At 69.2% G+C, this 21,571-nt stretch carries 18 protein-coding genes and 2 pseudogenes; 12 read left to right on the top strand and 8 right to left on the bottom strand.

The window, feature by feature from the left end; genetic code table 11:
• The first annotated feature begins 38 nt into the window (after positions 1-38).
• A complete protein-coding gene (locus tag EL338_RS16170) occupies positions 39-731 on the top strand; it encodes a DUF899 domain-containing protein (protein WP_126334673.1) in 693 nt (230 codons plus the stop codon).
• Complete coding sequence (locus EL338_RS16165; RefSeq protein WP_126334672.1) at positions 728-1,204, top strand: SRPBCC family protein; 477 nt, start codon at positions 728-730, stop codon at positions 1,202-1,204. The genes EL338_RS16170 and EL338_RS16165 overlap by 4 nt, the downstream gene beginning before the upstream one ends.
• On the opposite strand, the gene EL338_RS16160 is transcribed toward EL338_RS16165, so the two are convergent.
• Positions 1,201-1,830, bottom strand: coding sequence for a TetR/AcrR family transcriptional regulator (locus EL338_RS16160; protein WP_126334671.1), 630 nt, complete (start codon positions 1,828-1,830; stop codon positions 1,201-1,203). The genes EL338_RS16165 and EL338_RS16160 overlap by 4 nt on opposite strands.
• A gap of 111 nt (positions 1,831-1,941) precedes the next feature.
• Here EL338_RS16160 and EL338_RS16155 point away from each other — a divergent pair, with 111 nt between their 5' ends.
• Entirely contained in the window at positions 1,942-2,970 is a 1,029-nt protein-coding gene (locus EL338_RS16155) for an aromatic ring-hydroxylating dioxygenase subunit alpha (protein ID WP_163792194.1), read from the top strand.
• 13 nt (positions 2,971-2,983) lie between these two features.
• Complete coding sequence (locus EL338_RS16150; protein WP_126334669.1) at positions 2,984-4,066, top strand: NAD(P)H-dependent amine dehydrogenase family protein; 1,083 nt, start codon at positions 2,984-2,986, stop codon at positions 4,064-4,066.
• A 4-nt stretch (positions 4,067-4,070) separates the two neighbouring features.
• On the opposite strand, the gene EL338_RS16145 is transcribed toward EL338_RS16150, so the two are convergent.
• From EL338_RS16145 to EL338_RS16115, 7 genes are all read right to left on the bottom strand, one after another.
• A complete protein-coding gene (locus EL338_RS16145) occupies positions 4,071-5,168 on the bottom strand; it encodes an acyl-CoA dehydrogenase family protein (protein ID WP_126334668.1) in 1,098 nt (365 codons plus the stop codon).
• Positions 5,169-5,178: 10 nt separating this feature from the next.
• Positions 5,179-6,411 carry an acyl-CoA dehydrogenase family protein gene (locus tag EL338_RS16140; RefSeq protein ID WP_126334667.1) on the bottom strand — a complete coding sequence of 411 codons (1,233 nt, stop codon included), beginning with the start codon at positions 6,409-6,411 and terminating at the stop codon, positions 5,179-5,181.
• A 412-nt stretch (positions 6,412-6,823) separates the two neighbouring features.
• Positions 6,824-8,179, bottom strand: coding sequence for a DEAD/DEAH box helicase (locus EL338_RS16135; RefSeq protein WP_126334666.1), 1,356 nt, complete (start codon positions 8,177-8,179; stop codon positions 6,824-6,826).
• A gap of 217 nt (positions 8,180-8,396) precedes the next feature.
• The gene (locus EL338_RS16130) at positions 8,397-9,398 is read right to left on the bottom strand and encodes a diphosphate--fructose-6-phosphate 1-phosphotransferase (RefSeq protein WP_126334665.1); all 1,002 of its coding nucleotides are present in this window, start codon (positions 9,396-9,398) and stop codon (positions 8,397-8,399) included.
• Between the two features lie 4 nt (positions 9,399-9,402).
• Complete coding sequence (locus tag EL338_RS16125) at positions 9,403-9,594, bottom strand: YbdD/YjiX family protein (RefSeq protein ID WP_126334664.1); 192 nt, start codon at positions 9,592-9,594, stop codon at positions 9,403-9,405.
• A complete protein-coding gene (locus EL338_RS16120) occupies positions 9,540-11,831 on the bottom strand; it encodes a carbon starvation CstA family protein (protein WP_126334663.1) in 2,292 nt (763 codons plus the stop codon). The genes EL338_RS16125 and EL338_RS16120 overlap by 55 nt, the downstream gene beginning before the upstream one ends.
• Before the next feature lie 79 nt (positions 11,832-11,910).
• Positions 11,911-13,464, bottom strand: coding sequence for an ATP-dependent DNA ligase (locus EL338_RS16115; protein ID WP_126334662.1), 1,554 nt, complete (start codon positions 13,462-13,464; stop codon positions 11,911-11,913).
• A 126-nt stretch (positions 13,465-13,590) separates the two neighbouring features.
• On the opposite strand from EL338_RS16115, the gene EL338_RS16110 reads away from it, so the two are divergent.
• The 8 genes and pseudogenes from EL338_RS16110 to EL338_RS26850 all read left to right on the top strand — a co-directional run.
• Positions 13,591-14,349, top strand: a complete 759-nt coding sequence (locus tag EL338_RS16110) for an SDR family NAD(P)-dependent oxidoreductase (protein WP_126334661.1) — start codon at positions 13,591-13,593, stop codon at positions 14,347-14,349.
• Positions 14,350-14,398: 49 nt separating this feature from the next.
• Positions 14,399-16,564, top strand: a complete 2,166-nt coding sequence (locus EL338_RS16105; RefSeq protein ID WP_126334660.1) for an acyl-CoA dehydrogenase family protein — start codon at positions 14,399-14,401, stop codon at positions 16,562-16,564.
• Positions 16,565-17,968 carry a FadR/GntR family transcriptional regulator gene (locus tag EL338_RS16100; RefSeq protein WP_126334659.1) on the top strand — a complete coding sequence of 468 codons (1,404 nt, stop codon included), beginning with the start codon at positions 16,565-16,567 and terminating at the stop codon, positions 17,966-17,968.
• A gap of 38 nt (positions 17,969-18,006) precedes the next feature.
• The gene (locus tag EL338_RS16095) at positions 18,007-18,993 is read left to right on the top strand and encodes an NAD-dependent epimerase/dehydratase family protein (RefSeq protein WP_126334658.1); all 987 of its coding nucleotides are present in this window, start codon (positions 18,007-18,009) and stop codon (positions 18,991-18,993) included.
• A 4-nt stretch (positions 18,994-18,997) separates the two neighbouring features.
• On the top strand, positions 18,998-19,804 hold the full coding sequence (locus EL338_RS16090) for an SDR family NAD(P)-dependent oxidoreductase (protein WP_126334657.1): 807 nt from the start codon (positions 18,998-19,000) through the stop codon (positions 19,802-19,804).
• Positions 19,805-19,825: 21 nt separating this feature from the next.
• Complete coding sequence (locus tag EL338_RS16085; RefSeq protein ID WP_126334656.1) at positions 19,826-20,707, top strand: SDR family oxidoreductase; 882 nt, start codon at positions 19,826-19,828, stop codon at positions 20,705-20,707.
• A gap of 259 nt (positions 20,708-20,966) precedes the next feature.
• A pseudogene (locus tag EL338_RS16080) lies at positions 20,967-21,412 on the top strand (IS607 family transposase).
• Positions 21,405-21,497 (top strand): annotated as a pseudogene (locus EL338_RS26850) (hypothetical protein); the annotation flags it as partial. The pseudogenes EL338_RS16080 and EL338_RS26850, both read left to right, overlap by 8 nt.
• Between the last annotated feature and the right edge of the window lie 74 nt (positions 21,498-21,571).

The following is a 21,571-nucleotide window of genomic DNA, read 5'->3' as shown; positions in this document are numbered from 1 at the left end:
TCCCTCTAGCCCTACCGAAACCCGCCGCAGGAGGCTCCATGACAATCGAAAACAGACCGCCGGTGGTCGATCAGCAGACCTGGGCCGAAGCGCTGGGGGAGTTGCGGCGACGAGAGAAGGCCGCGACCCGCGAACTGGACGCGATCGCCGCGCAGCGCCGTCGGCTGCCGATGGTCGAACTGCCGGACTACACCCTGGTCGGCGAGCAGGGGCCGGTCCGGTTGGCCGAGGTGTTCCAGGGTCGCTCCCAGCTCATCACCTACCACCACATGTGGACCGACGGGGCCGAATGGCAGTGCGGTGGTTGCACCGGGCTCACCACCCAGTACACCCGCCTGGACTTCCTGGACAACTACGACGCCCGGTTCGTCATCGTCACCAATGGCCCGCTCGAGGAGGCGCTGGCCTATCGCGACAAGGTGGGCAACAAGATGCCGTGGTACTCCGCGGCGGGCAGTTCGTTCGGCGCCGACGTCGACGCCGCACCGAACGAAGGGTTTGCCGTCAACGTGTTCCTGCGCGACGGCGACACCGTGTACCGGACGTGGCACACCAACGGGCGCGGTACCGAACAACTCAGCTACACCTTCCCGTTGGTCGACATCCTGCCGTGGGGTCGACAGGAGGAATGGCAGGATTCGCCCGCGGGCTGGCCGAAATCCCCGACCTACTCCAAGTGGCTGGATTCGCCCGACGTCGCCCGCCTCTACGGGCAGGGAGTCAGCGCATGACCGTGGAGCGCTACGTCGTGACCCGAACGATTGCCGCATCCCCGGCGCAGGTGTTCGCGGTCCTGTCCGATCCGGCGCGACACCAGCAGATCGAGCCCAGCGACTGGGTGCGCGACGCGGTGGAACCACAGCGGATCGCCGGCGTCGGCGAAATGTTCGCCATGAACATGTTTTTGGAGTTCGCCGGCGGCCACTACGTCATGCACAACGTGGTCGACGTGTTCGAGGCCGACCGCAGCATCGGCTGGTTGCCGGGCACCCTCGACGACGACGGCAACCATCAGCCGGGCGGCTGGAGCTGGCGCTACGATGTGGCGCCCGCGGGCTCCGGAACCGAGGTCACGCTGACCTACAACTGGTCCGGGACACCGCAGAGCTTCCGGGACACGATCGGCGGGATGCCGCCGTTCGACAAGAGCTACCTGGTGGATTCCCTTGCCGCGCTGGATCGTTCGGTGACGGGGGAGAGCTAGGCGCGCCCCGAGTGTTCCAGGTAGGCGACGATGGCGTTGGTGAGCCCGCGGCGGGCCTCGTCGAGGTCGAAGAAGCTGCCGAGTTGACGTTCGGACACGATGCCGCGCATGGCGCCGGGGATGAACGCCGCCACCTCGCGCACCCGCTGGGCGTCGACGTCGAGATCGGCGAATGCCCGTTCGCACGACTGCAGCCAGCTGTCGCCCCACGTCGAGAGTTCGGCGGCGGTGCGCGGATACAGGCGTTGCAACTCGGCGGGATCGCTCGGCAGGGCCGCCCGCAGGTTCTCGATGGCCCGTGACTGGGTCGATGTCAGCCCGCCGTAGAGGGTTTCGATGATCGAGGAGACCCGCTCGCGCAGCGGCAGCGCCGCGTCGGTATGCACCGGGAGTTCGCCGCGTAGTTCGGCGGTGTGGTGCAGGACCGCGGCCCAGAACCCGTCGACGTCGCCGAACTGATACTTCACCGTGCCCCAGGTGGCGCCGATCTCCTTGGCGATCCGACTGGCCGAGACCGCGCCCGGATCGCCGGAGGCCAGGCAGCGCACCGCGGCCTCGAGCATGCTCTCCCGGGTGGCGATGCCGCGCCGGTTGCTGCGCCTTCCCTCGGTGCCCGCGGCGGTCATGGTGAGTGATCGTAGCCGCCGCCGCGCCATTTCACAGTGATCACTATTATTTTATGATCGCGGGCACTATCATTTGGCGGGTCCGGCCCGCGCGGCATGAGAGGTCACTCGATGGCAAAACCGCCGTTGTCGATGAAACCAACGGGGTGGTTCCAGGTCGCCTGGTCCGACGAGATCGCCGTCGGCGATGTCCACGTCATGAAGTACTTCGACCAGGAGATGGTGGCCTGGCGCGCGGAATCGGGTCAGCTGACGGTGATGAACGCCTACTGTGAGCACCTCGGCGCGCACCTTGGTTACGGCGGCACGGTGATCGGGGAGGTGCTGCAGTGCCCGTTTCACGGCTGGCAGTGGAGCCACCAGGGCCGCAACGTGTGCATCCCGTACGAGGACCGGCCCAACCGCGGGCGCCGCATCACCACCTATCCGGTGGTGGAGCGCAACGAATCGGTCTACATCTGGCACGACATCGCCGGGCGCGCGCCCTATTTCGAGGCGCCGGATGTGTTCGCCGACTTCGGGGACGGCAGCGCGGCCACCGACTACTACCCGCAGCAGCGCCTGTTCCGGCAAGCCCTGGAGATGCACCCGCAGTATGTGCTGGAGAACGGCGTGGACTTCGCGCACTTCAAGTACGTGCACAAGACGCCGATCGTGCCGGTGTTCACCCGCCACGACTTCGCGGCGCCGGTGTCCTTCGTGGACTTCACCATCACCTTCGAGGGCGACGACGGCCAGCGGATCGAGGACGTCAACAGCGGCGTGGAGGCCATCAACGGCGGGCTCGGCATCGCGGTGACCAAGAGCTGGGGAATGATCGACAACCGGACCATCTCCGCGATCACCCCGGTCGACGAGTTCACCTCTGATGTCCGGTTCATGGTGTACATCGGCCGCCCGCAGGGTGATTCGGCCACCCGGGACCCCGAGCGCGCCGCGGCCAAGGCCGCGGAGTTCGGCGACGAGGTGATCCGGCAGTTCAGCCAGGACATCCACATCTGGGCCCACCAGCGGTATTCCGACCCGCCCGCGCTGGCCAACTCGGAGTATCAGGGGTTCACGGCGATCCGCAACTGGGCCAAACAGTTCTATCCCGACGGTCGCGGTGGCAGCGCCGCCGAACTAGCCGGCCGCACCTAGAAAGGCAGACAGCATGTCCCACAACCCGATTCGGGTCTTCCAGGTCGCCACCGGCAACGTCGGCAGCGAGATGATCAAACGCATCCAGACTCGCCCCGACATCGAGTTGATCGGTGTGCACTGTTACACGCCGGACAAGATCGGTCGCGACGTCGGCGAGCTGGTCGGCATCGGCCCCGTCGGCGTGCGCGCCACCGGGTCGATCGACGAGATCCTCGCCGCCAAGCCGGATGTGCTGACCTTCCACGGGGTGTTCCCCGACGAGGACCTCTACGTGCGGGTCCTCGAGGCGGGCATCAACATCGTCACGACCGCCGACTGGATCACCGGCTGGCACCGCGACACCAACCACCCGCACCCGTCGGGCAGGCCGGTCAGTGCGCTGTTGGCCGAGGCGTGTGCCAAGGGCGGCGCGACGTTCTACGGCACCGGGATGAACCCGGGCGTCAATCAGATTCTGGGCGTGGTGTGTTCGGCCGATGTCGCCGACATCGAGAACGTCACCACCATCGAGTCCGTCGACGTGTCCTGCCATCACTCCAAGGAGACCTGGATCGAGGTCGGCTACGGCCGGCCCGTGGACGATCCGGAGATCCCCGGCATGCTGGAGAAGTACACCCGGGTCTTCGCCGACAGCGTGTTGATGATGGCCGACTGCTTCGAACTCGAACTCGACGACGTGGTCTTCAGCGCCGAATTGGGCGCGTGCACCAAGGATGTCGACCTCGGCTGGTACCAACTGCCCAAGGGATCGCTGGGCGGCAACTACATCAAGTACCAGGGCATGGTGAACGGCGTTCCGCGCATCGAGACGCATCTGGAATGGCAGATGACGCCGTTCACCGACCCGAGTTGGGACATCAAGGGCTGCTACCTCACCAAGATCGCCGGGGACCCGTGCGTCTACAACAAGCACATGATCTTCCCGAAACCCGGTGTGGACTTGAGTGATCCGACGGCGTTCGCCTCCATCGGCATGACCGTCACCGGGTTGCCGGCCCTGAACTCGCTCGAACGGGTGGTGGCCGCACCGCCGGGACTGCTCACCAGTGCGGACCTGCCGCTGCGCGGGTTCGCGGGCCGGTTCAACCTCTGAGTCGCTACTTGGACAGCTCCGCGTAGCGGCCCAGGTGGTAGTCGGTGGTGCCGAACTCGTACTGCACCGCGGTGAGCCTCTTGAAGTAGTGGCCGATGGCCAGTTCCTCGGTCATGCCCATGCCGCCGTGCAACTGGACGGCGTTCTGTCCGATGAAGCGGGCCGCGCGCCCGACGGTCGCCTTGGCTGCCGACACCGCGCGGGCCCGGGTCGCTGGTTCGGCGTCCAGGTTCAACACCGCCAGATAGACCGCAGCGACGGCCTGTTCGAGCTCCATGTACATGTCGACCATGCGGTGCTGCAGCACCTGGAAGCTGCCGATCGGCTGGCCGAACTGCTGGCGCTGCTTGCAGTAGTCGACGGTGTCGGCGACCACCTTTCGCATGCATCCCACGGCCTCGGAGGCCACGGCGGCCGCGCCCTCGTCCAGCGCTCGCGCCAGCGACGGCTCGGCCACGCACAGCATGGCGTCCGCGGGCAGGCGCAGACCGTCGAACACCAGATCCGCCGCCTGGCGGTCGTCGATGGTCCGCAGTCGGTGCGCGGTGACGCCGGCGGGCGGGTTCGTCGCGTCGAACTCGGCGAGGAACAGCGAGGTGGCCTCGGCGGTGTCGGCGGTGATCAGCAGGTGGGTGGCCAGCGGCGCGTCCAGCACCACCGTCTTGGTCCCCGTGATCACCCAGCCGTCGCCGTCGGACTCGGCGGTCGCGGGCGCGCCCGCGTCGAGGTGGGCCAGTGCGACGACGGCCTTGCCCTCGACGATCTGCTCCAGCACGGCGCGCGCGGGCGCGGTGTCGGCGCGGGCCAGCAGCCCACCGCCGACCACCACGGTGCTGACGTAGGGCTCGACCACCAGGGCCCGGCCCAGCGCCTCGGTGATGACCATCATTTCCTCGGCGCCACCGCCGATCCCGCCGACCGACTCGTCGAAGGTGGCCGCCAGGATGCCGAGTTCCTCGGCGAACGACCGCCAGATCTCGGGTTGCCAGCCGGGGCCGGTCTTGGCGGCGCTGCGGCTGGTCGCCAGGTCGTAGCGGGTGTCGAGGAACTTCGCGAGACCGTCGCGCAGCAGTTCCTGTTCCTTGCTGAGATTGAATTCCATAACCAGTTCCCTAGAGCCCGAGCGCCGCTTTGGCGAGGATGTTTCGTTGGATCTCGTTGCTGCCGGCGTAGATCGAGCCCGCCCGGTCGTTGAAGTACCGCAGCGGCGCGACCGCCTGCCAGGGCGCCCCGCTGACGTATCCGTCGGCGGGCGGCTCGTACTCGGTGACCGGTCCGCCCGGCCGGGTGGCGTGGGGCTGGTAGACCCGGCCCCGCGGACCGGCGGTCTCGAGCGCCAATTCGGTGATGGCCTGGCTCAATTCGGTGGAGATCACCTTGAGCATGGACGACGCCGGACCGGGGTTGCCGCCCTCGGCGACCACCGCCAGGGTCCGGAACTCCAGGATCTCGAGGACCTCGGTGCGGATCCGGAGATCGGCCAGCTTGCGGGCGAACGCCGGGTCCTCGATCAGCGGGCCGCCGTCGGGGCCGGGCTGATGCGTTGCGGCGGTGGCGATCTCTTCGGCCATCACCTGCAGCGCCGGGGCGGTGGCGCCGCCGCCGCGCTCGAACTCCAGCAGGTACTTGGCCACGGTCCAGCCGTCGTCGATATCGCCGAGCACGTTGGCCTTCGGCACCCGCACGCCGTCGAAGAACACCTGGCTCTGCACTTCCTCGCCGGAGGTCATCACCAGCGGGTGCACCTCGATGCCGGGGGTGTCCATCTCGAACAGCACGAAGGTGATGCCCTGCTGCTTGCGTTCCAGGCGCGAGGTGCGCACCAACGCGAACATCCAGTTGGCCTCGGTGGCGTGCGTCGTCCAGATCTTGCTGCCGGTGAGCACCAGGTCGTCACCGTCGGAGACCGCGGCCATCTGCAGGGAGGCCAGGTCGCTGCCGGATTCGGGCTCCGAATAGCCCTGACAGAAGAACACCTCGCCGGTGAGGATCCGCGGCAGGAAGAACGCCTTCTGCTCCTCGGTGCCGAATCGGATGATGGCGTGGGCGACCATCTTGATCCCCATCGGCGACAGCGACGGTGCGCCGGCCAGCTGGGACTCGCGGCTGAAGATGTAGTGCTGGGTCAGCGTCCAGTCGCAGCCGCCGTACTCGACCGGCCACGCCGGGGCGGCCCAGCCCCGCTCGTGCAGGATCGCCTGCCAGGCCATGCTGGCCTCGTGGTCGGCGTACACGCTGGTCATCAACCGCCCCGCCGCGCGCAGATCCGGGGTCAGCTTGTCGTCGAGGAACGCGCGCACCTCATCGCGAAATGCGCGGTCCCGTTCTGACCACTCCAAGTCCATACGTCGTCCTCACGCTCGGCTAACGGCACTTTCGATATTTGATCAAATCCTGCCAGACGAGGTGCCCCCGGGTCCATCCCCCTGGTGCGGGAGCTGGTCGAACGGGCGGAAACCGCGCGCCGAACCCCCGCCGGTATGCCAGGCGGGGGTCCGCGCGTCGATATGGAAGGCCTTGGACTGCACAGGCTTTGTCGTCGCCGGCGGTTCCCAGGTTCCGCACACCCGGCACTCGGGTCTGGGAAAGCCCTGAGTTGTGTGGCGATGCGGCCCAAGCGTGCCTAGCCTGGAAACCTGGGCGAAAGGAGATCAGCCCATGAACCGGATAGAGCTGTACCTACCAGGTCGGATGCGGGTGACGGTCACTGTCCGCAGGGTGCGGGTGCACCGCGGCAGGGCCCACTAGGGGGAACCGTCAGGCCGAGGCGCTGCGCTGGGGCCGACGGCCCCGTCCGCCGCGTGACCCACGGCTCCCGCCGCCGGTTGCCTGCTGTCCCGAACGTGCACCGCCGCGGCCGGCGTTGGACCCGCCGCCGGAACGGCGCCTCGGCTGGGACCGGTTCGGCTGCGGGGCGGGGGCCGCCGCCGGGGCGGGCCGCTGGTACGGCGCGAGTTCGCCGACCAGTGCGCGCACCGACTCCGACTCGGCCGACACCTGTTGCGGCTCGACGCGAATGCCGGCGCGCTGCAACAGCGACCGGGTATCGCGACGCTGTTCGGGCAGGACGACGGTCACCACATCGCCGGCGTTGCCCGCGCGGGCGGTGCGCCCGGAGCGATGCAGATAGGCCTTGTGTTCCATGGGCGGATCCACGTGCACGACGAGTTCGACGTCATCGACGTGCACCCCGCGGGCCGCGATGTCGGTGGCCACCAGCACCCGGGCCGCACCGCTGCTGAACGCGGCGAGGTTACGGTCGCGGGCGGGCTGGGACAGGTTGCCGTGCAGGTCGACCGACGGCACACCGGCCTCGGTGAGCTGCTTGGCCAGCTTGCGCGCCTGATGCTTGGTGCGCAGGAACAGGATTCGACGTCCGGTGCCGGAAGCCAGGTACTGCACCAGCTTCTTTTTGTCGTCGTTGCCGGCGACGTGGAACACGTGGTGGGTCATGGCCGCCACGGGGGAGTTGGCCTCGTCTACGGAGTGCAGCACCGGTTCCCGCAGGAACTTCGCGACCAGCTTGTCGACCCCGTTGTCCAGGGTCGCGGAGAACAGCAGTCGCTGTCCACCGGCCGGCGTGGCCGTCAGGATCCGGGTCACGCCCGGCAAGAAGCCCAGGTCGGCCATGTGGTCGGCCTCGTCGATGACGGTGATCTCGACCGCCTTGAGACTGATCTCACCCTGACGCATCAGGTCTTCGAGCCGGCCGGGGCAGGCCACGACGATGTCGACACCGTCCCGCAGCGCCTTGACCTGGCGCGACTGGGACACGCCGCCGAAGATGGTGGTGACCGTCAACCCCGCGGCGGCGGCCAGCGGCTGCAGCGTCGCGGTGATCTGGGTCGCGAGTTCGCGGGTGGGGGCCAGCACCAGGCCGGACGGTGCGGCGGCGCGGCGACGTCCCGCCGTCAGCCGAGTGGCCAGGGGCAGGCTGAACGCCAGCGTCTTGCCGCTGCCGGTCTTTCCGCGGCCGAGCACGTCGCGGCCGGCCAACGAGTCGGGCAGGGTCTTGGTCTGGATCGGGAAGGGTGCGCTAATGCCTTGCGCGGCAAGCGTCTTGACCAGTCCGGCGGGAACGCCCAGGCCGGCGAAGGTGGATTCATTTGTCACAGAAAAGTGTTGCCTTTCAGGCGTCGTTGTCAGTGCGCGCGACAGCAGCCGCAGCAGTGGCAGACGTAGTGGCGAGATTGCCGGTGGGCAAAATCGATCGCCGCGAGAACTGTTCGTGTGGGCGGTGCTGCTCACCGATATGCGGTGAGTTCCCAGAAGATTTCACGACGTACCGACGGATACTGCGCGTCGGCGTTGGACCCAGCATAACGCACGTTCAGTCCGTCCGCGCCGCGGGAGGCCGCAGCCCAGGTGGGGGAACCACCGGGCGGTAGGTGCCGTTCCAGGAATCCAGGGTCTGCAGCAGCCAGAACGCGGCGAACTCCACGATCAGCGCGATCTCCAGGGCCAGGATGCCGTGATTCCAGGTCCGCAGGTGCACGTGCAGCACGCCGACGACGATCAACGTGACGGTCATGGCGACGGCAATGGTGATGTACGCCACAGCAAATCGGCCACGGGCGCGGCAATGGCAGAAGTGCTGAACGGAGTAGCAGGCGTAGAGCACGACCACCGCGATGACGCCGCTGAACATGGCGATGGCCGCCGCGGAGTGCGCATCGGCGAGGAAGGACTCACGGTCGAACAGGAACCACAGCAGCCCGGCGGCCAGCGTCGCGGCCGTGGCCAGCGGCGCGATGACCTGGATCCACTCGAGGATGAGGTTGGCCACCTTCGCCGCGGCGCCACGTGGTCGCTCGTCGTCGGCGGGGCCCGCCTCGGCGTCGAGATCGGATCTCGGTGGTGGTCCGGCCGTCGCCCGGACCACCAGGTAGGCCGCGATGCCCACGGCGGCGCCGGCCAGCACCGCGGTGATGTTGTTGCCCACCGCGGCGGTGGCGTCGTCGTTGGTCGGCAGCCACAGGCCGCAACTGGAGGTGGGGTCCTTGGGATTGTGGACCGGACTGTGGGTCGGGACCAGAGCGACGACGAACGCGAGGAAGCCGGCGTAGTTCAGCAGGATGTCCTCGGGCCGGGTGAGTCCCTTGTAGACGATCAGGCACACGCCGGTCGCACACAGCGCGCCGACGAACACCGCGTGGCTGAGCGTGAAGTAGAACGCGCTCAGGGAGGTCTGCCAGCAGTTCTGCGGCACGGCCGTCAGTGTGATTGAGGCCAGTAGGCCGGCCACGACGGCCACCAGCGCCAACCGGACGTAGCGGTAGGTGGCCAGCGGATATCCGACGCTGGTCGACTGCGCGCCCCCGTCCTGGCTCATCGGCTCAGCAGCAGCGGGCGCCCGGGTTGGCGTCGCTGGCGGCGTGTCGCATCCGCCAGTACTCGCGCTCGGAGCACACCGGTTGGTCCGGATGTTTGCGCCGGCGGTGCTCCACGTAGCGCTGGTAGTGGTTATCGCCCATCAATGATGCCCAGTACCAACGGAAGTGACGGAGTCCTTCGGTAACGCGTCCCATTGCTTCTGCACCTCCTTCTCGGCGGCGGTGGGGATCATCCCGGCGGGAGCGAAGATCCGGGACGGCACCGGGTCGTCCTCGGTCAGCGGACGGCCGCGGCCGCGGATGGACTGCAGCGCGACGACCACCCCGGCGGCGACCACGATGAGCACCAACACCGCGAACACAATGGAGAAGGTGCCCTGGATGAAGGTGTTGCGGATCACCGCGTCGATCTCGTCGGGCGTCTTGGCCGCCCCGAAACTGGACTCACCGGCGGCCTTGGCCGCCACATACTGTGCATGTTGGGTCCAGTAGCCCACTTTGGGGTCCCCGGAGAAGATCTTCTGCCACGACGCGGTCATCGTGACGATCAGGTCCCACAGCAGCGGTAGCCCCGGTATCCACGCCCACTTCAAATGACCCTTCTTGATCACGACCACGGTCACCACGGTCAACGCGATGGCGGCCAACAACTGGTTGGCGATACCGAACAGCGGGAATAGCGTGTTGATCCCGCCCAGCGGGTCGGTGACACCCATCAGCAGGATGGAGCCCCAGGCCGCCACGACGATCACGCTGCAGGTCCACGCGCCCACCCGCCAGCTCGGGTCGCGCAGCTTGCGCATCGGTCCGCCGAGGTTGCCCAGCCCGTCGGAGAGCATGAAGCGGGCCACCCGGGTACCCGCGTCGACGGTCGTCAGGATGAACAACGCCTCGAACATGATCGCGAAGTGGTACCAGAACGCCTTGAGGTTCGGGCCGCCGAACACCTGCAGGACCTCGGACATGCCGAACGCCAGGGTCGGCGCACCGCCGGTGCGGGAGATGATCGAGGCCTCGCCGACGCTCTCGGCCGCGGCGTTGATCTCGTCGGCGGTGATGGGTGGGCCGGACAGGCCGAGGTTGTTGACGTAGTCGGCTGCCGATTCCGCGGCCCCGCCGGTGGCGGCGGCGGGCGCGTTCATCACGAAGTAGAGATGCTGGTTGAGGATCGAGGCGGTGATCAGCGCCATGATCGCGACGAACGACTCGGTCAGCATGCCGCCGTAGCCGATCAGCCGCATCTGGCTTTCCTTCTCCAGCAGCTTCGGGGTGGTGCCGGAGGCGATCAGCGAATGGAATCCCGACAGCGCACCGCAGGCGATGGTGATGAACAGGAACGGGAAGAGCGCACCGGCGAACACCGGCCCGTCGCCGCGGGTGGCGAACTGCGAGATGGCCGGCGCCTCCATGATCGGCCGGGCCAGCAGGATGCCCACCGCCAGCAGCGCGATCGTGCCCACCTTCATGAACGTCGACAGGTAGTCGCGCGGGGCCAGCAGGAACCAGACCGGCAGCACGGATGCGGCCAGCCCGTAGATGATCAGACACCACGACAGCGTCACCTTGGACAGGGTGAACCAGTCTGCACCCCACGATGTTTCGGCGACCCAGCCACCGGAGGCCACGGCCAACAGCAGCAGCACCACACCGATCACGGAGACCTCGGAGACCCGGCCCGGTCGCAGGAAGCGGAGGTACAGGCCCATGAAGATGGCGATCGGGATGGTCATCGCGATGGAGAAGACGCCCCACGGGCTTTCGGCCAGGGCGTTGACCACCACTAGTGCCAGCACCGCGAGCAGGATGACCATGATGACCAGGACGCCGACGATGGCGGCGACCCCGCCCACGGTGCCGAGTTCGTCGCGCGCCATCTGTCCCAGGGAGCGGCCGCGCCGGCGCGTCGAGATGGCCAGCACCAGATAGTCCTGCACGCAGCCGGCCACCACCGCGCCGATGATGATCCAGATCGCACCGGGCAAAAAGCCCATCTGGGTGGCCAGCACCGGACCCACGAGCGGCCCGGCGCCGGCGATCGCGGCGAAGTGATGACCGAACAGCACCCGCCGGTCGGTCGGCATGTAATCGGTGCCGTTCTCGAAGATCTCGGCCGGGGTGGCGTCTGAATCCCGCGGTTTGACGATCTTCATCTCGATGAGCCGCGCGTAGAACCGGTAGCCCAGCACGTAGGTGCAGATGGCCGCGATCACGAACCAGACCGCGTTGACGGTCTCACCGCGCAGGAACGCGATGACCACCCACGCGCACGCGCCCAGGAGGGCGATGGCCGCGAAGATCAGCTTGTGCCTGGTGGTGATGGGGGAGCGGTCGATGATCGCGACCGGAGGAAGGTCCTTCTCGGTACGTATGTAGGTGATATCGCCGGCGGTCTCCTCGATGCGTTCCGAGGGCGCGGCGGCAGGGGTTGCCACGTGGTGAGCCTTCCGATGATCTACGTTGACGTCTGCGTTGATCGTGTCATCACAGCGGCCCCATCGTGAGACTTCCGGCTCAGGTGTCGAAGATCGTGCGCACGGCCTCGACGGTGTCGGCCTCGGCCGGCGGTTTGTCGTCGCGGTAGCGCAGCACCCGCGCGAAGCGCAGGGCCATCCCGGCGGGGTAGCGACTGGACTTCTGCACGCCGTCGAAGGCGATTTCGACCACTTGCTCGGGTCGTACGCGGACCACGTAGCCGTCGGTTGGGCCGTCGGCAAGTTCCAGGAACCGGGCGGTCTGCCACTCGAGTATCGCGTCGGTCATCCCTTTGAACGTCTTGCCCAACATCACGAAGCCGCCGCCGGCGGGGTCGCGGGCGCCCAGATGGATGTTGGACAGCTTGCCGGTGCGCCGCCCGGATCCCCACTCGACGGCGAGCACCACCAGGTCCAGGGTGTGCACGGGTTTGACCTTCAACCAGCCGGCGCCCCGCCGGCCGGCCTCGTACGGCGCGTCGGGCGACTTGGCCATCACGCCCTCGTGACCGGCGCTCAGCGTGGCCGCCAGAAAGCCTTGGGCGGTAGCCGGATCCGAGGTGTGCAACCGGTCCATCCGTTGCGCCGCGGGGATCAGGTCATCGAGCGCGGCCAGGCGCTGGGCGGTGGGGGCGTCGATGAGGTCGGTGCCGTCGACGTGTAGCAGATCGAAGAAGAACACCGAAAGGTGTTGGGCGGCAGCCGCGGCCGCGCTGTCGGTGCGGCGGCTGAACCGCGAGGCGGTCACCTGGAAGCGGTGCGGGCGGCCGTCGGGGCGTAACGCGATGGCCTCGCCGTCGGCGATCAGGGTCCGTACCGGCAGGGCCAGGGTGGCGGCGACCACCTCGGGTAGGCGCGCGGTGACGTCGTCGAGGCTGCGGGTGTACACGGTGACCGCGTCGCCGTCGCGGTGGATCTGGACCCGGGCGCCGTCCAGCTTGGGCTCGAAAATCGCCGTCCCGCCGAACCGTTCGAGCGCGTCGCCGACGGCGGCGGCGGTCTGGGCCAGCATCGGCGACACGGGTTGGCTGACCCGCAGGCGGAACTCCGCGACCGCGGCGGCACCGCCGGTCAGCGCCGCGGCGGCGACCGCGGGCAGGTTGCCGGCGAGCATCGCGGAGCGGCGGATGTCGGCCGGCGGCAGACCGGCGGCCTTGGCCACCGCTTCGGCCATGACGCCGCCGAGCGCACCCTGGCGCAGTTCGCCGGAGAGTAGTCGCCGGAGGAACCGCTGCTCGACGTCGGTGGCCGCCGCGAACAGCGCCGCGACCCGGGCCGCCCGGTGCGCGGCCGATCCCTTGCCGGCGATGGCGCCGATCTCGCTGAACGCGGCGTCGACGCCCGCGACGGTGTGGCTGGGCCGGTCCGCGGGGGCCGGCAGGGACCGCAGCGCCGCCCAGCCGACCCCGATCTGGCGTTGCGGCAGGTCCCCCGACAGCCAGGACACCACGGTGGCGACCCGCTGTGCGGCCCCGTCCGGATCACCGTCGGCGGCGCCGGTCGACAGCAGCGCGGCGATCCGGTTGATCTTCGCCGTCCGGGACGACGAGGCGCCCACCTCGGCGGAGGCGGTGGCGACGTCGATCAACCGCATGCGTCCACGGTGGCACACGGGACCGACACCGCGAGATCCGGACACTCAATTCTCGACCCCGCGTGCCGTACCGTGACACGGGTCGCTAACTTTGTAACGAAACCAGGTTTTCTAGGGAGGCAGTGCATGGAGATCAACGGCAAGAAGGCCATCGTCGTCGGCGGCGCATCGGGTATGGGGCGTGCCTCGGCCGAGCTGCTCAAGGCCAAGGGCGCCGACGTGGCGATCCTGGACCGCGAGGGCTCGGACGGCAAGGACGTCGCCGAGCAGCTGGGCGGCAAGTTCTACGCGGTGGACGTCACCGACTTCGAGGGCACCGAGGCCGCGCTCGCCCAGGCCGTCGGCGACCTGGGTGGCCTGCACGTCATCGTCACCACCGCCGGTGGCGGCGTGGGCGAGCGGACGCTGGGCAAGAAGGGCGTCCACAGCCTGGACACCTTCCGCAAGACCATCGATCTGAACCTCATCGCGACCTTCAACATCAGCCGGTTGGCGGCCGAGCACATGGCCAAAAATGAGCCCGAGGACGAGGAGCGCGGCGTCATCATCAACACCGCCTCCATCGCGGCGTTCGAGGGCCAGATCGGCCAGGTGGCCTACACCGCGGCCAAGGCCGGCATCGCCGGCATGTGCCTGACCATGGCCCGCGACCTGGGCTCGGTGGGCGTGCGGGTGCTCGCCATCGCGCCGAGCCTGTTCGCGACCGGCCTGACCAAGGGCATCCCGGACGAATTCGCCACCGCGCTGACCAAGGATGCGGCGTTCCCGAAGCGGCTCGGCCGCCCCGAGGAATACGGCAAGCTGGTCACCGCCATCGTCGAGAACCCGATGCTCAACGGCCAGTGCCTGCGGCTGGATGCGGGTCAGCGGTTCGCCCCGAAGTAGTCGCGCTCTGCAATAGAGTGCACTGATAAACCGACGCTGAGGAGAACCCGTGGGCATTGCGCTGACCGACGACCATCGTGAGCTCGCCGGGGTTGCCCGCGGGTTCCTCACCGCGCAGAAGGCCCGGGCCGCCGCCCGGGAACTGCTGGACGCTCCGGAGGAGGCACGTCCGGCGTTCTGGTCCGAGCTGGCCGACCTCGGCTGGCTGGGCCTGCACATCGGCGAGGAGCACGGCGGCTCCGGGTTCGGTCTGCCCGAACTCGTCGTCGTCATCGAGGAACTGGGCCGCGCCGTGGCCCCGGGTCCCTTCGTCCCCACCGTGGTGGCCTCGGCGGTGATCGACCGGGCCGGCAGCGCCGAGCAGAAGGCGCGGCTGCTGCCCGGCCTCATCGACGGATCGGTCACGGCCGCCGTCGGTCTGGGCGGCGCGGTCACGGTCGAGGGCACCACGGCCCAGGGCAACGCCGGCGTGGTGCTCGGCGCCGGCCTCGCCGATCTGCTGCTGCTGGTCGCCGGCGACGACGTGCTGATCGTGGAGCGTGACCGTGCCGGGGTCGACGTGGAGGTTCCGGACAATCTGGATCCCACCCGCCGCTCCGGCCGGGTGCGCCTCGAGGGCGTGTCGGTCGGCGCCGAAGACATCCTCACCGGGGCGCGCGGTGCGGCGCTGGCCCACGCGCGGGCCCTGTTCGCCGCCGAGGCCGTCGGTGGTGCCGGGGACTGCGTGGACAGCGCGGTGGAATACGCCAAGGTCCGCCAGCAGTTCGGCCGGACCATCGCCACGTTCCAGGCCGTCAAGCACCACTGCGCGAACATGGCGGTGGCCGCCGAATCCGCGGTGGCCCTGGTGTGGGATGCCGCACGCGCGCAACAGGATTCCGAGCAGGAGTTCGCGCTGATGGCCGCCGCCTCGGCGGTCTCGGCGTTTGCCGCCTATGTCCGCAACGCGGAGTTGAACATCCAGGTGCACGGCGGGATCGGCTTCACCTGGGAACACGATGCGCACCTGCACCTGCGGCGGGCGATGACCCTGCGGGCGGCGCTGGGCGGTGACGCGCCCTCGGCGGACGTCTTCGACCTCACCGCCGACGGGGTGCGCCGCGCCAACAGCCTGGACCTGCCGGCCGAGGCCGAGGAACTGCGGGTCAGCGTGCGCGCCGACGCCGCCGAACTCGCCAAGCTCGACGAGGCGGACCGGTTGGACCGGCTGATCGCCACCGGCTACGTCATGCCGCACTGGCCCAAGCCGTGGGGCCGCGCCGCCGACGCCGTCGAACAATTGGTGATCGACGAGGAGTTCCGCGCCGCCGGCGTCAAGGGACCCGACTACGGCATCACCGGTTGGGTGATCCTGACCCTCATCCAGCACGGAACCGACTCGCAGATCGAACGATTCGTCGAGAAGGCGCTGCGCCGCGACGAGATCTGGTGCCAGCTGTTCTCCGAGCCGGACGCCGGTTCGGACGCCGCGGCGGTCAAGACCCGCGCGGTCCGCGTCGACGGCGGTTGGAAGATCAACGGGCAGAAGGTGTGGACCAGCGGGGCGCACTACTGCCGCCGCGGCCTGGCCACCGTGCGCACCGACCCCGATGTGCCCAAGCACGCCGGCATCACGACGGTGATCATCGACATGAAGGCCCCCGGCGTCGAGGTCCGGCCGCTGCGGATGATCAGCGGCGGCTCGGAGTTCAACGAGGTGTTCTTCAACGACGTCTTCGTCCCCGACGAGGATGTGGTGGGCGAGCCCAACACCGGCTGGACGGTCGCGCGCGCGACGCTGGGTAACGAGCGGGTGAGCATCGGCGGCGGCGCCGGAATCGCCGGCATCAAACCCGAAACGGTGATCCCGATGGTGACCGAGTACGGAGATCGGGTGGCCGGGGCCAAGATCCGGGCCGGCAACTACCTGGCCGACGACCATGCGATCCGGCTGCTGAACCTGCGGCGGGCCGTGCGCAGCATCGAGGGCGCCGGGCCCGGGCCCGAGGGCAACATCACCAAGCTCAAGCTCGCCGAGCACATGGGCGAGTACGCCGGGATCGCCGGTGCGCTCTCCGGCGCGGACCTCGCCCTGCTGGACGGGCCGACCGCGCTGGTGGCCCAGTTGGCCATGGGCGCCCGCGGAATGGCCATCGCCGGCGGCACCTCGGAGGTCACCCGCAACCAGATCGCGGAGCGGATCCTGGGGATGCCGCGCGATCCGCTGATCAAGTAGGTGCCGGACCCCGGTCCTGCCGGCGGTCGCCGGGCCGCTCAGGTCGCGCGCCTCATCGAGGCGGATATCATCCGCCGGAACTGGCCGCTCGGTGAGTCGCTGGGTTCCGAGGCGCACCTGCAGGAGCAGTACGGCGTCAGCCGGTCGGTGCTGCGGGAGGCGGTGCGCCTCGTCGAGCACCACCAGGTGGCCCGGATGCGCCGCGGGCCCGGTGGCGGGCTGATCGTCACGACCCCCGACGCCGCCCCGGCGACCCGGGCCATGGTCATCTACCTGGAGTACGTCGGCACCACCATCGACGAACTGTTCGACGCGCGGCTCCTGCTGGAACCGCTGGCCGCCGGGCTGGCCGCCGAGCGCGTCGACGAGGCCGAAATCACGGCGCTGCGAACGGCTCTGGCCGCCACCGCCGAGCAACCCGAGCGCGGCGAACTGCACATCACCCTCGCGGAGGCGGCCGGCAACCCGGTGCTGGCGCTGTTCGTCGAGGTGCTCACCCGCTTGACCGCCCGCTACGCGCGCGGCACGGGCGCCCCGACGGCCGAGGCGCGCCGCGGGCTGCGGGCCGACCACGGGGCCATCGTGGAGGCCGTCGCCGCCGGCGATGTCACCCGCGCCAAGACCCTGACCGAGGACCACGTCCGCGCCGTCACCGAATGGCTGCGCGCCCAACCCCGACGCGGCGGCCACCGGGTCGCCGAACCGGCGGCGGCCGCCCGGGGCAAGCGCGCCGAGTCGGTGGCCGCGGCGATCCACGAGGACATCGCCGCCGATGGCTGGCGCACCGGGACAGTGTTCGGCGGCGAGGGAGATCTGCTGCAGCGTTACGGGGTGTCCAGATCGATTCTGCGCGAGGCGGTTCGGCTGCTGGAGTACCACACCGTGGCCCGAATGCGACGCGGGCCGGGCGGCGGGCTGATCGTCACCGAACCGCAGCCGGAGGCCGCCGTCGACACCATCGCGCTCTATCTCGACTATCGGCGGCCCAGCCGCGCGGACCTGTCGCTGGTGCGGGAGGCCATCGAGGTCGACAACGTCGCCGCGGTGGTGGCCCGGCGCGACGATCCCGACGTGGCCGCCTTTCTGGCCCGCCGCCACGACGTACCGCCCCAGGGCGTGCCGGTCGACGATCCCCGCGCAGCGGGCTGGACGGACCTCGAATTCCACGCCGAACTGGCCGATTTGGCGGGCAACCGGGTGCTCGACATCTTCCTGCGGATCATCGTCGAATTGTTCGGCCGGCATTGGACACCCACCATGCACCCGATGCCGGGGGCCGCCGACGCCACCGAGATGTACCGCGCGCACGGCCGCATCATCGAGGCCATCCGCGACGGCGACGACAGCATGGCCAAACATCGGTCGCGGCGACACCTGGAGGCACTGTCCACCTGGTGGGTGTAGTCGACGGCGGCACGGTTGCGGCGCGATAAGGTCCGACGATGCACATTGCGGTAACGGGCGGGACCGGCTATGTCGGCGCCCATATTGTGGCCGAACTGCTGGCCGCCGGTCACGACGTGAAACTCCTGGTGGAGCCGCAGTGGTCCAACGACGCGCTGCTGGCGCACCTGCGTGGGGCCGGGACGCTGGAACTGGTGCGCGGGGATCTGCGCACCCCCGACGCGGTGGCCGGGTTGCTCGACGGCTGTGACGCGGTGCTGCACGGCGCCGGGGTGGTGGGCACCGACGACAGCCGCGAGGCGTTGATGTGGGACATCAACGCCTACGCCAGCGAACGCATCATGCGCCGCGGCGTCGAGTTGAACCTCGATCCGATCGTGCTGGTGTCCAGCTACAGCGCGCTGTTCCCGCCCCCGGGGCCGGTGATCACCCCGGATTCGCCGACCGCCGACGGGAAGTCGGCCTATGCGCGGACCAAGTCCTATGCCGATCGGGTGGCGCGGGAGCTGCAGCGCGACGGGGCGCCGGTGGTGGTGACCTACCCGTCGAGCGTGGTCGGTCCGGCGCTGCACACCGCCCCCGGCATCACCGAGCAGGGCTGGGAAACCATCGTGCGGTACCGGGTCGCCCCCAAGGTGGGCGACGCCGGCATGCAGATGGTCGACGTCCGCGACGTGGCGCTGGTGCACGAGCGCCTGATGCGGCCCGGGCGCGGCCCCAAGCGCTACCTGTGTGGCGGGCAGCTGCTCACCTTCGATCAGATGATCGCCGCGGTCGAGCGCGGTTCGGGCCGCAAGGTCCGCCGAATCCCGATGAGCCCGGCGATGTTTCGGGGTATCGGGCGGCTCGCGGACCTCACGGCCTCGGTGCTGCCGCTCGGCAGCGGGTTCAGTCACGAGGCCGCCGCGCTGATCACCGCGGCGATCCCGATGGACGACGCCGAGACCTTGCGCGAGTTGGCGATCAGCTGGCGCTCACCGGTCGAGGCCATCCTCGCCTCGTTCGCCACCGGATCCGCGCGGTGACGCGATGACCGAGAGGACGCCGGTCGCGGTGGTCACGGGGGCGAGTCGGGGCGCCGGCCACGGTATCGCCGCCGCGCTGGCCGGGCGTGGCTGGCGCGTCTACGGCACCGGCCGCACCATCACCGAGGCCCCACCGGGCGGCGTGGCCGTGGCGCTGGATCACCGCGACGACGACGCGGTGGCCGCGCTGTTCGAACGGGTCGGATCCGAGTCCGGCGGGTTGGATCTGCTGGTCAACAACGCCGCGGCCATCGCCGATGAGTTGGTGAGCCCGAAACCGTTCTGGGAGAAGCCGCTTGCGCTGGCCGATGTCCTCGACGTGGGCCTGCGCTCGGCCTATGTGGCGGCCTGGCACGCGGCACCGCTGCTGGTGCGTCGGGATCGAGGCCTGATCGTGTTCACGTCCTCGCCGGGGTCGGCGTGCTATATGCATGGTCCCGCCTACGGGGCCCAGAAGGCCGGCGTCGACAAGCTGGCCGCGGACATGGCCGTCGACTTCGCCGATACGACGGTGAGCACGGTGTCGATCTGGATGGGGATCCTGCTCACCGCGAAGCTCCGCGGCGCCTTCGGCGGGAACGCCGAGGCCCTGGCCGAGTTCGCCGAGCACGCCGAGACCCCGGAGTTCACCGGGCGCCTGATCGACGCGCTGTACCGGGATCCGGCGTTGGCCGAACTCAGCGGGCACACCGTGATCGGGGCGGAACTGGCGCAGCGGTACGGCATCACCGACGAGGGTGGGCGCCGCCCGCCGTCGCACCGGGAGATGCTCGGTGCGCCGAGGCCGCCGAGCAGCGTCGTCGTCCGCTAGCGAGCAACGGGAGGAATCACAGTGGGTACCTACGCGGTGACCGGCAGCGCGTCCGGGATGGGGCAGCAGGCCGCGCAGAAGTTGCGCGCCGCCGGACACACCGTGATCGGAGTGGACCTGGCTGGGGCCGAGGTGGTCGCCGACCTGTCCACCCCGGCGGGCCGGACTGCGGCCGCCGCCGAGGTGCTGGCCGCCGCCGGGGGCCGCCTCGACGGTGCGGTGCTGGCGGCCGGGGTGGGACCCATCCCGGGGCCGGGAAAAGCCCGGATCATCTTCGAGGTCAACTACTTCGGGGTCACCGAACTGCTCGAGGCGTGGCGACCGGCGCTGGCGCGCGGTGCCGCCGGCGGGACGTCGACCAAGGTCGTGGTGATCTCGAGCAACTCGACCACCACCATCCCGCTGGTGCCGCGGCGGGCGGTGCGCGCCCTGCTGGGCGGGGACGCCGAGCGCGCCGCGCGTGCGGTGCGCCTGTTCGGGGCCAACGCGCCGTCAATAGCCTACGGCGCCTCGAAGATCGCGGTGTCGCGGTGGGTGCGTCGCCGGGCCGTGACGGGCCCGTGGGCGGGCGAGGGCATCCGGCTCAACGCGCTGGCGCCGGGTGCGATCCTGACCCCGCTGCTGGAGAAGCAATTGGCCACGCCCAAGGAGGCGAAGAACATCCGGGCCTTCCCGGTACCGGTGGGTGGTTTCGGGGCGCCGGATCAGTTGGCCGACTGGATGGTGTTCATGCTGTCGGACGCCGCGGACTTTCTCTGCGGCAGCGTGATCTTCGTCGACGGCGGATCGGACGCCTACTTCCGCGCCGACGACTGGCCCACCCGGCCGACGCTGGCCGGGACCCCGCGCTATCTGTGGCGGTTCGCCCGCGCCGCGGTCAAGAACCGCGATTCCCGCAGGTAACGCTGCGTCGAGGACTAATCTGAAGACCAGCCAAACAAAGGAGTTGGTCATGACACGCCGAGATCGCGATCGTGAAGGACCCAGGCCCTTCTCCAACGACGGCTGCCGATGCGGCTGCGAGAAGTGCAGAGGCTCGTCGCATTGCCGCAACGTGGCCGCGGGGTGCGCCATCCGCAAGTAGCCGGCCAGGCAGGGGGTACCGAACTGTTGGGTGATATGTGAGCAAACATGATCAAATGTGTGTTTCGCTGAGTGTGTGATGTTGGCTGGGTGGGCGCGTGCGGGTGGTGTGCATCCGCAGACGGCGTATCGGTGGTTCCGTGAGGATCGGACGCCGCTGCCTGCTCACCGGTGGGAGTCGGGGACGATCTGGGTCGACGCCGCGGCCAACGGTGAGGCTGGTGGCACAGTCGTGTACGCGCGGGTGTCAACGCATTGTCGGACCCGTGTGCTTCGGTGGTGGTCGTGGAACATCGTGACCGGCTCGCGCGCTTCGGGGTTGAGTATCTCGAAGCCGCGTTGTCTGCCCATGGTCGCAAGGTTGTCGTCACCGATCAGGGCGAGACCGCCGATTATTTGGTGCGCGACATGATCGAGGTGCTGACCTCGATGTCCGCGCGCCTGTATGGCCGCCGCGGGGCGCGCAACCGTGCGACGTGGGCGGTGACGGCCACCAGACAGGTAGAGGTTGTTGCCGGTGGTTAGGTTCGAGATACCCGAGGGTTGGACGGCGCAGGCCTACCGGTACGCACTGGATCCGACACCAACACAGTTGCGGGCGTTGGCGTCTCATGCTGGTGCGGCACGGTTCGCGCACAATCACATGTTGGCGTTGGTGAAAGCGGTGATGGATCAGCGGGCTGC

It is taken from the genome of Mycolicibacterium chitae (assembly GCF_900637205.1).
GTDB lineage: Bacteria > Actinomycetota > Actinomycetes > Mycobacteriales > Mycobacteriaceae > Mycobacterium > Mycobacterium chitae.
This window is presented reverse-complemented; position numbering and strand designations above follow the sequence as displayed.